The 11,525-nt window shown below is 63.1% G+C and carries 8 protein-coding genes and 1 pseudogene; 6 read left to right on the forward strand and 3 right to left on the reverse strand.

Going from position 1 to position 11,525, the window contains the following annotated elements:
* Positions 1–20 precede the first annotated feature (20 nt).
* From VF684_RS02990 to VF684_RS03005, 4 genes are read left to right on the forward strand one after another with little or no spacing between them, the layout of a single operon-like run.
* Positions 21–1,160: an efflux RND transporter periplasmic adaptor subunit gene (locus VF684_RS02990; RefSeq protein WP_139441209.1), complete on the forward strand. Its 1,140-nt coding sequence runs from the start codon at positions 21–23 to the stop codon at positions 1,158–1,160.
* Positions 1,153–1,842, forward strand: coding sequence for an ABC transporter ATP-binding protein (locus tag VF684_RS02995; protein ID WP_042080313.1), 690 nt, complete (start codon positions 1,153–1,155; stop codon positions 1,840–1,842). The genes VF684_RS02990 and VF684_RS02995 overlap by 8 nt, the downstream gene beginning before the upstream one ends.
* Positions 1,843–3,057, forward strand: a complete 1,215-nt coding sequence (locus VF684_RS03000) for an ABC transporter permease (protein WP_064338368.1) — start codon at positions 1,843–1,845, stop codon at positions 3,055–3,057.
* Complete coding sequence (locus VF684_RS03005; RefSeq protein WP_139730964.1) at positions 3,057–4,256, forward strand: ABC transporter permease; 1,200 nt, start codon at positions 3,057–3,059, stop codon at positions 4,254–4,256. Before VF684_RS03000 ends, VF684_RS03005 begins: the two co-directional genes overlap by 1 nt.
* A gap of 50 nt (positions 4,257–4,306) precedes the next feature.
* On the opposite strand, the pseudogene VF684_RS03010 reads toward VF684_RS03005, so the two are convergent.
* A pseudogene (locus VF684_RS03010) lies at positions 4,307–6,768 on the reverse strand (diguanylate cyclase domain-containing protein).
* A gap of 430 nt (positions 6,769–7,198) precedes the next feature.
* On the opposite strand from VF684_RS03010, the gene VF684_RS03015 reads away from it, so the two are divergent.
* A complete protein-coding gene (locus tag VF684_RS03015) occupies positions 7,199–8,215 on the forward strand; it encodes a lipoate--protein ligase A (RefSeq protein ID WP_440173735.1) in 1,017 nt (338 codons plus the stop codon).
* Between the two features lie 223 nt (positions 8,216–8,438).
* Positions 8,439–10,133 carry a pyridoxal phosphate-dependent decarboxylase family protein gene (locus VF684_RS03020; RefSeq protein ID WP_139441204.1) on the forward strand — a complete coding sequence of 565 codons (1,695 nt, stop codon included), beginning with the start codon at positions 8,439–8,441 and terminating at the stop codon, positions 10,131–10,133.
* 144 nt (positions 10,134–10,277) lie between these two features.
* On the opposite strand, the gene VF684_RS03025 is transcribed toward VF684_RS03020, so the two are convergent.
* The gene (locus VF684_RS03025) at positions 10,278–10,907 is read right to left on the reverse strand and encodes an NAD(P)H-binding protein (RefSeq protein WP_376898682.1); all 630 of its coding nucleotides are present in this window, start codon (positions 10,905–10,907) and stop codon (positions 10,278–10,280) included.
* 183 nt (positions 10,908–11,090) lie between these two features.
* Positions 11,091–11,429, reverse strand: a complete 339-nt coding sequence (bamE, locus tag VF684_RS03030) for an outer membrane protein assembly factor BamE (protein ID WP_005337980.1) — start codon at positions 11,427–11,429, stop codon at positions 11,091–11,093.
* Between the last annotated feature and the right edge of the window lie 96 nt (positions 11,430–11,525).

Consider the following 11,525-nt stretch of genomic DNA (forward strand, 5'->3'; position numbering starts at 1 on the left):
CACTAGCGAAAGGATGCGCGATGAAGAAAGGTTGGTTGTGGTGGGGAAGTGGCGCCGTGGTAGCGGTGGCTGCGGCAGCATGGTGGTGGCGACCGCAGCCGACGCCGATCAGGCTGGCAGAGGTCGGGCGGGGGGATGTGCTGGTCACCGTGGTCAACACCCGGGCTGGCACCATCAAGTCGTGCCAGCGGGCCGGGCTCAGTCTGCCCGGTGGCGGCGTGGTGGAGCAGATCGCCGTCAAGGCCGGGGAGCGGGTAGCCCGGGGAGATCTGCTGCTGACCCTCTGGAGTGACGATATTCACGCCGATCTCGCCCGTGCCCGCGCCCAGCAGGCCCTTGGCAAGACCCAGCGCGAGGAGCGTTGCAGCGAGGCGGCCTACTACGAGCGGGAGGCCAACCGGCTGGCCACCTTGCTGGCCAAAAATCTCACCTCCCGCACCCTCGCCGAGCAGGCCCAGAATCTGGCCGATACCCGCCGCTATGTCTGTCAGGCATCCCGTCAGCAGGAGCGGGTCGACGAGGCGCAGGTTGCCCAGGTGGAGGCTCGCTTGAGCGAGCGTCGCCTGTTGGCGCCGTTTGCCGGAGTGGTGGCGGAGGTCAACAGCAAGCTGGGCGAATACATGACCCCCTCACCGCCCGGAGTGGCCATGCCCCCGGTTATCGATCTCATCGACGATCGCTGTCTGTATGTCTCTGCCCCCATCGATGAGGTGGATGCCGCCCGCCTCAAGGTGGGCCAGTCTGCCCGGGTACTGCTCGATGCCATGCCTGGGCGCGATTTTGCCGCCACCGTCACCCGTATCGCCCCCTATGTGAAGGAGCTGGAGAAGCAGGCCCGCACCGTGGAGGTGGAGGCGGCGCTCACTGCCCTGCCCACCGATGTGCCCCTGCTTATCGGCTACAGCGCTGACCTCGAAGTCGAAGTGACCCGCGCCACCGATGTGCTGCGGGTAGCGGCCAGCAGCCGGGCCGACGATGGCAGCGTGCTGCGGCTGGAAGGGGATAAGCTGGTGCGGGTGGTACCCCGCTGGGGTGTGGAGAACTGGAACTGGATTGAGGTGGCCGAGGGGCTCGCCGCCGGTGATCGGCTGGCAGCTCAGCCCGGACAGATTGTCGGGGAGGGCCCTTTCAGCGCCGCCACGGAGCAGACGGATGAGTGATCTCATTCGCCTTGATGCCGTCAGCCGTCGTTTCACTTTGGGGGGGAGCGAAGTGGCTGCCCTCGACCGCGTCTCCCTGCGGGTTGCCGAGGGGGAGTATCTGGCGGTGATGGGCCCCTCGGGCTCCGGCAAATCGACCCTGCTCAATGTGCTGGGGCTGCTGGATCGGCCCGATGAGGGGCGTTACTGGCTGGGAGGGGAGGATACCGCCACTCTGTCAGAGCCGGCGCTGGCCCAGCTGCGCGGCCATCGCATCGGCTTCGTGTTCCAGTCGTTTCACCTTATCTCCCGCCTCACCGCCCGTGAAAACGTCGAGCTGCCGCTGATGTTGTGCGGGATCGCCCCCGCCGAGCGCCATCGCCGAAGCCAGCAGTTGCTGGGGGAGCTGGGGCTGGAGAACCGGGCCGGGCACCGCCCCGCCGAGCTCTCCGGCGGTCAGCGTCAGCGGGTAGCCATCGCCCGTGCCATGGCGATGGCGCCGCGGCTAATCCTGGCCGACGAACCCACCGGCAATCTCGACTCCCGCTCCGGGGAGGAGGTGATTACCCTGCTGGAGGGGCTCAACCGGGAGCAGGGGATCACGCTGGTGGTGGTGACTCACGACCCGCGCCTCGGTGATCGGGCTGGCAGGCGGATCCTGATGAACGATGGCCGCATCAACATTGATAGCGGCGGTGGCTGAATGCGGCGCCCCGATGTGATCCGCTTTGCCGCCGTGGCGTTATTGCGTCAGCGTTCACGGGCGCTGGTCTTGATCCTGGCGGTGAGTCTGAGCGTCACCTCCGTGCTGCTGCTCACCGCGCTGGGGGAGGGGGCGAGGCGCTATGTGGCCGACCAGTTCAGCTCCCTTGGCAAGGATCTGCTGGTAATGTTCCCGGGCCGCAAGGAGACCACCGGCGGGCTGCCGCCGGTCACCGGCAACAGTCTGCGGCAGATCACCCTCGATGACATGCACTACCTTGGCCAGCACCAGCCAAACGTGCGGCTGGTGCCGCTGGTGATGGGCTTTGCCGAGGCCAAACAGGGGGCGCGGTTGCGTCAGACCATGCTGCTTGGCAGCAGCAACGGGCTGCGCGATACCCACGGGCTGGAGCTGCTCTCCGGCCGCTGGCTGCCGGGGGATGCCGCAGAGGACAGGCCGGCCGTCCTGCTCGGGGCCAAGGTGGCCCGTGAGCTGTTCGGTCAGGTCGATCCGGTCGGTCAGTGGCTGCGTTTTGACAATCGTCGCTTTCGGGTGGTGGGGGTCTTCACCAGCCAGAGCAGCAATCTGGGGATGGATATGGCCGAGGCCGCGCTGATCCCTGTCGGTAGCGCCATGCGGCTGTTCAATACCGAGGGGCTGTTTCGGCTGCTGATCCAGCCGCTGGCGGGGCAAGCCGTGCCCCCGCTGGTCAAGCGACTGGAGCAGCTGATGCAGGGGCGCCACGGGGTGCTCGATGTGACAGTGGTGCGCCGTGACGCTATGCTGGCCACCTTCTCCACCATTCTCTCGACCCTCACCCTGGCCGTTGCCGGCATCGGCGCCATCAGCCTGCTGGTCTCCGGCATCATGATGATGAATCTGGCGCTGATCAGCACCCGCCAGCGCACCGGCGAGATCGGCCTGCTCAAGGCGCTGGGGGCCGACAGTCGCCAGATCCGCCAGCTGTTTTTGTGGGAGGCGCTGCTGCTGAGCGGCAGTGGCGCACTGTTTGGCACTGTGTTGGGCTATGCCCTGGTTGGCCTCGCCGGAGTGATTTGGCCCGGATTTCCGGCGGTAGTCCCTCTGCTCGCTACTTTCTGCACCATACCGGCGGCCCTGCTGACCGGGTTGTTTTTTAGCTGGCTGCCCGCCTCCCGGGCTGCACGGCAAGATCCGGTCAGCAGCCTGCGCAGCGGGCAGTGGAGCGGTGGCTGATGCGCGCCGCCGATCTGTTGTTCTGGCTCTGGCGCGCCTTGCTGGCTGGGCGCAGTCGCAGTCTGCTGTCGGCGCTCGGCATCGCCATCGGGATCGCCTCGGTGACCCTGCTCACCGGCATCGGCGAGGGGCTCAGGCTCTATCTGCTCGACAGCTTCTCCCAATTTGGCACCCGGCTGATCGCCGTGACCCCGGGCAAGACAGAGACCGCTGGCGGCCCGCCCGGCATCCTCTCCAGCAGTCGTCCCCTGCTGCTGGAGGACGCCGATGCCCTCGCCAGATTGGCAGGGGTAGAGGCGGCGCTCCCTGTGGTGCAGGGGCAGGGGGAGGTGCGCAGCCGTGGGCTGACCCGCAGCACTGCCATTCTGGGCACAGGTCCGGCGGCGCTCTCCGGCTGGCGACTCACCCTGGTGCAGGGACGTTTTCTGCCCGCGGACGACAGTGCCATGCCCCGCGCCTATGCGGTGCTGGGGGCCAAGGTGGCGGCTGAGCTGTTTCCCGGCGGAGATGCGCCGGGCAGTCTGCTGCGGGCCGGTGATCGCCGTTTTCGGGTGGCCGGCGTGCTGGCGCCCAAGGGGCAATTTCTCGGCTTTGATCTGGATGACATGATCTATCTGCCCGCCGCTCACGCCCAGGCGCTGTTCAACAAGAAGGGGTTGCAGGAGATCGATGTCATCTATCGCGCCGGGCAGACGGAGGCCGATATCACCGCCCAGATCCGGCGAGTGCTGATCGCCCGCCACGGCGCCGAGGATTTCACCCTCACCTCCCAGCAGGACATGCTGACCAGCCTCGACAAGATACTCTCCATCATCAAGCTGGCGGTCGGCGGGCTCGGCATTATCTCGCTGCTGATCGGGGCGGTCGGCATCTTCAGCATCATGAGCATCGCCCAGCAGGAGCGGATCCCTGAAGTGGGCTTGCTGATGGCGCTGGGCTGCCCGCGGCGCCGCATACTTCTGTTGTTCCTGCTCGAAGCCGTGGTGCTGGCTCTGCTGGGCGGGGCCATGGGGCTGGCCCTGCTCGGCGGGCTAAAACTGCTGCTCACCCTGCTGGCGGCCGGCTTGCCGCTTACCCTCCATCCTCTCTATCTGCTGCTGGCGCTTGGTTGCAGCGCCCTGGTTGGCCTGCTGGCCGGGGTCGCTCCTGCGCTGCGGGCAGTGCGTCTCGACCCCGTGGTTGCCCTGCGCGGTGACTAGGTCGCCCCTTTCGCAAGAGGCGCGTTACGCTCGGGGCTGAACAGGGGGGACTAGGCGACCACCTCCGCAACCGGCGCGTTGCGCTCAGATCTGAACAGAGGGAAGTAGCGGCGATCCGCCTGACTCATGTGGCCGACCACCAGCTCCTGAATGATGAAGTTGAGCAGCTCGTCGTTGCCCAATGTCCCCGCTTTGGCGGCGTGCAGCAGCTGACCTGCCTTGTTGAGCAGGCGCTGGTGATCCTGACGGTGGCTGACGAGTTCCTGATAGTCGATCTCCGCCAGCATCTGCTCTTCAAAGGCGAAGTGGTGGCGGGCCATGTCGAACAGGCTCTCCAGACTCTCCAGAAACGGGGCCGGATCCTCGTGCTGATCTTTCATCCGCTCCAGCAGCCGGTTGGTCAATACGAAGAGCTGGCGATGCTCGGCATCGATGCGCGGGTGACCGCACTCGTGGCCGGGTTGCCACAGCAGTGCCCCCTGCTCGGGATCAAGCCCTTCGGTATAGAGGCAGACCCGGCCGCGGCCGCGATTCTTCGCCTGATACATGGCCTGATCGGCGTGGTGCATCAGCGTCTTGGCATCCTCCCCGTGCTCGGGATAGAGCGCCAGCCCGATACTGCTGGAGATGAGCAGCTCCTGCCCCTCAAGCTGGAACGGATGGCGCAGCTGCTGGTGAAGCTTGTCGGCCACCGCCAGCACTTCGTCGCCACTCTCTGGCAGCAAGATAACGAACTCGTCGCCCCCCAGCCGCGCCACCAGATCCTGTTTGCGCACGCAGTGGCTCATCCGCTCGGCCACCATATTGAGCAGAATATCCCCGGTCTCGTGGCCGAAGGTGTCGTTGATCGGTTTGAAGTGATCGAGATCGATAAACATCAGCGCCAGCGGACGGGGTGCCTCCTGCTCCATCAGCTCCTTGAGCCGTTGCTGCAGCAAGCGGCGATTGGGCAGCCCGGTGAGGGGGTCGTAGAAGGCGAGGCGGCGCATCATCTCCTCCCGCGCTGCCCGCTCGGTGATATCCCGGGTGACCCCGAGGATCGCCTCCGGCTGGGCATTGTGGTTGCCATGGAGGGTGGTGATGGTCTCGGTCGCCACCAGATGGCCATCCTTGTGGCGCAGCTGGGTGCGAATGACCCGGCGAGTCTGGTCATGTTCCCCCCGCTGCCAGGCCTCCAGGGTGGCGGAGATCTCTTCGCGCAGCAGTTGTCTTGAGGCCTCCGGCAGTAGCTGTTTGAGGGGCAGGGCAAACAGCTTGGGGGCCTCGTAGCCGCTTAGAGGAGTGATGGCCGGGCTGACATAGCGAAAGCGCAAGCTGGCGGCATCCATGGTCCAGATCACATCGGCGCTGTTCTCCGCCACGAAGCGATAGTGTTGCTCGCTCTGGGCCAGTTCACGGGTCAGCCGCTGGCGATCCCGCGCCTCCTGGCGCAGGCGCAGATAGAGGTGCAAGAAGATGCCGAGCAGGGTCATCAGGGTAAAGGTGATGAGCATGGCCACCGCCACGCTCTTGTCGAGCAGTTGCCGTTGCTGGCGCAGCCGCTCCTGCGCCGGGTCGTAGATAAAGCGGTCGAGGTTGGGCAATACCGTGAGCATGCCCGCCTCCAGATAGGTTTTGGCGATCTGTAGCCAGCGCTCCTGCTGCATGTAGCCAGGTTCGAGCAGATCCGGCTGCATCAGCTCTCTGGTTTCGCGAGCCTCGAACTCCAGCTGTTCACGGCCAGCCCCGGTCGGGTACTGCTCCATGATCAGGTTGATCATCTCGTCGGGGTGGTCCATCGCATAGCGCCACCCCTTGAGGCTGGCCTGCTGGAAGGCGTAGACCCGATCCTGTCGGGTGATCAGCTCCCGCTCGGAGGTAAACAGGTTGTCGCCGTAGAAGTCAAAGTCGATGGTGCGCGGGCTGAAGACCCGATAGGGGATGCCTCTTTGCTGCAGATAGAAGGGCTCGGTAGTGCTGTAGGCACTGATGGCATCCACCTTGCCCGCCAGCAGTGCCTCTATCCCCTGTTTGTATGGGAGGGTGACCCAGTCGCGGCTGCGGGTCGGTGAGAAAGGTAGGTCAGCAGCTCGTTGGAGCCAGGCTCCAGCATCAGTCGCTTGTTGGCCAGATCGGCCGGGTTGCGAATATCTGGCCGATCCAGCGTGAGCAGGATCAGCGGCGAGTGCTGCAGCAGGGCGGCGAGCACCACCACCGGACGACCGGCAGCCCGATCCAGCAGCAGATCACTGCCGCTGATGCCAAAATGGGCCTTTCCCGAGATCACCTCGCTGACCACATCGGTGCGGGAGTCCGCTTCGCGCAGGGTGACATGCAGACCGGCCTCCCGATAAAACCCTTTGGCGATGGCCGCGTAGTAACCGGCAAACTGGAACTGGTGTTGCCACGGCAACTGGACGATGACCTGCTCTCCGGCTCGCACGGGGGAAGAGGTCAGGGTCGCGATGACCATACCGACCAGCATTGGCATAAACCAGCTGAGGGACTGGCGGGGGGCTGCGTTCTCCGTCATACAACGTTTCTCTCGGGAGCGATGTCTAGGCTAGATTCAAGCAATTTTGTGTCACCTGCAAGGGGAGAAAAGGCGTTTGCAATAGGGTATAGGGGGGTTGGAAAGTCATTTTTGTGTCGTTCATCACATGGGATGGATACATGCCGTTTTTTTGCAAGTTATGTGACCAATAAGAGAGTCATATGGCCTATCGAAGTGGTCGCATTCTAGCCACTTTTTCCCGTTTTTATCGTTGTCATTGTGGCTTGACTGCATTTTTCCCGTGGTTGCACGTCAAGCTGTGTCGTTATATCAATAGATACTTTTATGGGGCAGTCAGGTGTGACGCAAATGTATCGCGGCTGCTGCGCACCGGTTAATGTGCGACAGCTCAGTGATGGTACCCCGTCAGTGTTATCATGCTGCCCCCAGTTCCGGATAAGGTCTTTTTATGTCCCGCTTGCGTCTGCTTCTCTCCGACTCTCACGATCCCCTGTTCAATCTGGCCGTTGAGGAGTGCATCTTCCGCCAGATGGACCCCGGTCAGCGGGTGCTGTTCCTCTGGCGCAACGCCAATACCGTGGTGATCGGTCGTGCCCAGAATCCGTGGAAGGAGTGCAACACCCGCCGCATGGAAGAAGACGGGGTCACCCTGGCGCGCCGCAGCAGTGGCGGTGGCGCCGTGTTCCACGATCTTGGCAACAGCTGCTTCACCTTCATGGCGGGCAAGCCGGAGTATGACAAGAGCGTCTCCACCGCCATCGTGCTGGACGGGCTCAAGCGACTGGGGATTGAGGCCTTTGCCTCCGGTCGCAACGATCTGCTGGTGGCCACCCCGGACGGGGAGCGCAAGGTATCGGGGTCGGCCTATCGGGAGACTCTGGATCGCGGGTTCCACCACGGCACCCTGCTGCTGGATGCCGATCTCGGCCGGCTCGCCAACTACCTCAACCCTGACCCCAAGAAGCTGGCGGCCAAGGGGATCAGCTCGGTGCGCAGCCGGGTGGCCAATCTGTGCGAACTGCTGCCGGGGATCGACCATCAACAGGTGAGCGAGGCGCTGGTCGAGGCCTTTTTCCACCATTACGGCGCGCGAGTTGAGCCCGAGCACATCTCCCCCGAGCAGATGCCGGATCTGCCGGGCTTTGCCGAGACCTTCGCCCGTCAGCGCAGTTGGGAGTGGAACTATGGTCATGCTCCGGCGTTCAGCCATCTGCTGGAGGAGCGGTTCAGCTGGGGCGGGGTGGAGCTGCACTTTGATGTGGAGAAAGGGGTCATCACCCGGGCGCAGCTCTTCAGCGATACTCTGGAGCCGGCCCCCTTTGATCTGCTGGCGGCCGAACTGGCGGGTTGCGGCTATCGACCGGAGGCGGTTTCCGCGCGCCTGCAGCCCTGGCTGGCGGCCTTTCCGCATCAGCAGAGCGAGCAGGCGGAGTTTGCCGAGTGGTTGTTGGCCTCCCTGCGTTGAGGGGGACGCTGCGCGGATGGTGGTCTGGTAGTGAGGGCGCTGTCAGCCAGGATGGGAGCAAGATCACGAAATATAAAGAGGCGCCTCAAAGGCGCCTTTTTGCCAGCCCTTGTGATGGCTGATACATGACAAAAAGTAGGGTAGGCCATTAGATATTGTCACTGTCGGCCCCGCTGACACAGGGGTATAACGGCCGCACATTTGCTGTACTAATGGTATAAAAATGAGTGACTTAGTTTATTTGCAAGACGAAAGCGTCAATGCCGTTCACCCCGATTTCTCCGCCCGTTTCGCCACAGTCAAAGCCAACTTTTTCTCGCGCAATCCCGATCTCTGGCCCGTTTTTCGTGAACCCGGATTTGCCACCCTCAACGAATTTCGGGCCCGTGGCCTGGCGCCGGATGCCCGCCTGAACGCCTGGCCCGATGGCCGCGCCCGGCTTGCCGACCTTTGTGAGACCATGCCGGTGCCCGCCACCATGCGCACTCCGGGCGAGCCCATGGCCGAGCTGTTGTTTGCCGCCGCGCTGTCGAAGGATTGGGAGAACCCCTCCAGCGTCGAGAACGTCATCACCATGTCGGCGGATCCCGCTATCTATGGCGCCCAGCTGGGTATTCTGGCCAACCCCAATCTGGTCTACTCCGAATACGCTGGAGTGGCCGAGGAGCTGGAGAAGAAGGTGGTACGCCAGATTGCGCTGCTGGCAGGCTATGACCCCGAGCGGGCCACCGGCATCTTCACCCAAGGGGGGACCTTCTGTAACCTCTACGGCTACCTGCTCGGCATTCGCAAAAGCTTGCCGGAAGCCAAGCACAAGGGGCTAGGCCACTATCAGGATTACCGCATCATCAACTCCCAGGGCGGTCACTACTCCAATATCACCAACCTCTCCCTGCTCGGGGTCGACATCGAGAACAAGACCATCCGCATTCAGGTCGGCGAGAACAACGACATCGATCTCGACCATCTCGAGCGCACCCTGACCGCCTGTTTTGCCCTGAAACACGTGGTGCCCACCATCATGCTCACCATGGGCACTACCGACACTTTCGGGGTGGATCAGGTGAAACCCGTGTTCGAGCTGCGCAATCGCCTCTGCGAGCAGTTTGAGGTGGCGGTCAAGCCGCACATCCACGTCGATGCAGCTATCGGCTGGTCGATGATCTTCTTCCTGGGTTACGACTTTGCCGCCAACCCGCTCGCCATCAACAGCGCCACTCTGGCGGGGATCGAGCGCAACGTGGCGCGCTTTGCCGAGCTCAAATATGCCGACTCCTTCACCGTCGACTTCCAGAAGTGGGGCTATGTGCCCTACACCTCCAGCCTGGTAATGATTAAAGAGCAGGACGATCTCAAGGCGATGGAGAATGACCCGGAGAACTTCTCCTACTTCGAGCGGGACATTCAGGGCCAGACCCACCTGCAATCCACCATCGAGTGCTCCCGCGGCGCGAGCGGCCTGTTCGGTGCCTATGCGGCCCTTAACTATATGGGTGTGGAGGGGTATCGCACCGTGCTGGCCCACTGCCTGCAAAATGCCAACTACTTCCGCTTCCGGTTAAGCCAGCTGGGCAACGTCATGCTGGTGGCGCAGGAGAATCAGGGGCCGAGTGTCGGCTTCAAGATCTACAATCCCGAGTGGGTGAGCGATCCGGAAGCCGAATTCGCCTTCGAGCTGGCCCGCTCCAGCGATCCTGCCTACAAGGCGCGCTTGCAGCGCAACACTGACTACCACCGCAGCCTATTCAAGGGGCGCGGCAAGGTGGGGCTCTACACCAACTGGGTGGAGGCGGTGGCCCACTCCGACTATGACGCCCGCGGCAAGTACTCCTACATCGCCGGGGAGAAGGCGGTATTTATGAACCCTGCCTGCACTCGCGAGCAGATCGACGCCTTTATCGACCATATTCGCGGTTGATGGATGTTGCCCTGACAGTCGAGCGCGGCCTGTGATGGCAAGAGGCGGTCAGGGTACCTCGCCAACAGATAGACAAAGGGCAAGCCGGTTGGCTTGCCCTTCTGTTTTCACGACTGAATGCGAAAGCGGTGGAAAAGGCCGGGCTCAGAGGGCCAGCAGTTGCTCATTCTCGACAATCTCACACCCGGCGGGCAGTTTCGAGAGGGCGATCATGGCGTGGGCCACCTGACGGGCCTCGATGGCGCGCCAACGGGCGAGCTTGCCCACCAGCAGTGGCCGAAACAGCGGGTAGATGGTCTGAAGGATCTGCTCGGAGAGGCGCGGTGGCTGGCGATCTCCGAGCAGCATAGCGGGCCGCACGATGGCGAGCCGTGGCCAGGATTGGGCCAGCAGGGCCTGCTCCATCTCCCCCTTGGTACGCGGATAGAGAGCCGGGGACGATGCACTGGCCCCCATGCTTGAGACCACGATGAGCCGTTGACAACCGTGGCGGCGGGCCAGATCGGCAAAGGCGACCACATAGTCGAGATCGACCCGGCGAAATGCCTCGGCAGAGCCCGCCTCCTTGCGGGTGGTACCGAGGGCACAGAAGGCGATATCGACCGGGCGGGAGAGGGTGACGCTGGCCAGATCATCAAAATTGACCGGCAGCCAGTGGTGCGCCTCCTTGCCCGGCTTGCGACAGAGCAGGGTCAGTTCATGTTCGGCAGGCAGTTGCTGCACCAGTTCGCGACCGATCAGGCCGCTGGCTCCGGCAATCAGGATCCGGCTCATGGGGATTCTCCCTGTGTCATTCGATGGTGTTGATGCCATGGTGGCTGTTCATCAGCATCGGGCAATTTGCGAGCAGCTGCAATGGGGGAGATGACACGACATCCCCTGACAGGATAACGGGCAAGATAGATAGTGCGGAGGCTGGATAAAACAAAACCGGCGCGAGGCCGGTTTTGCGGTATATCAGAGCGGGGTATTGAAAGCTGCTGGCAGCGGGAAGTCACCCGTCACTGTGGTCAGCCTGTCGTTGGCGAAGGTGACAGTGAGCTCTTTGCGCTCCTTGTCGCCGTGGCCCGGCTGGAATTCATAGAGGTAGTACCAGGTGTTGGGGTCAAAGCCGTCACGCAGCATGGGGGTCCCCAGCACATAGCTGACCTGCTCGCGGGTCATCCCCTGGCGCAGTTTGTCGACCTGTTTTTGTTCCACATAGTTGCCCTGGGGAATATCGATACGATAGACCAGGCTGCAACCGGAGAGGGTGAGGGCGGTCAAAGCCGCGGCAATCAGGTGTTTCATCCGCATATCGAGTTCAGATCATCCATACAGTCTTTTTGGCTCGGCAAATCATACCGACTCCCTCCACGGAAGTAAAAAGCCATTGATCCATCAGCCAATAAA

The organism is Aeromonas sp. Lyrl_2, from assembly GCF_051948815.1.
GTDB classification, from domain to species: domain Bacteria; phylum Pseudomonadota; class Gammaproteobacteria; order Enterobacterales; family Aeromonadaceae; genus Aeromonas; species Aeromonas veronii.

Excerpts from the sequence above, each read along its gene's own strand:
- bamE (WP_005337980.1), bottom strand. The coding sequence starts at position 11,429 with ATGCGGATGAAACACCTGATTGCCGCGGCTTTGACCGCCCTCACCCTC.
- VF684_RS03025 (WP_376898682.1), bottom strand. The coding sequence starts at position 10,907 with ATGAGCCGGATCCTGATTGCCGGAGCCAGCGGCCTGATCGGTCGCGAA.
- VF684_RS03015 (WP_440173735.1), top strand. The coding sequence starts at position 7,199 with ATGTCCCGCTTGCGTCTGCTTCTCTCCGACTCTCACGATCCCCTGTTC.
- VF684_RS02995 (WP_042080313.1), top strand. The coding sequence starts at position 1,153 with ATGAGTGATCTCATTCGCCTTGATGCCGTCAGCCGTCGTTTCACTTTG.
- VF684_RS03020 (WP_139441204.1), top strand. The coding sequence starts at position 8,439 with ATGAGTGACTTAGTTTATTTGCAAGACGAAAGCGTCAATGCCGTTCAC.
- VF684_RS03005 (WP_139730964.1), top strand. The coding sequence starts at position 3,057 with ATGCGCGCCGCCGATCTGTTGTTCTGGCTCTGGCGCGCCTTGCTGGCT.
- VF684_RS02990 (WP_139441209.1), top strand. The coding sequence starts at position 21 with ATGAAGAAAGGTTGGTTGTGGTGGGGAAGTGGCGCCGTGGTAGCGGTG.
- VF684_RS03000 (WP_064338368.1), top strand. The coding sequence starts at position 1,843 with ATGCGGCGCCCCGATGTGATCCGCTTTGCCGCCGTGGCGTTATTGCGT.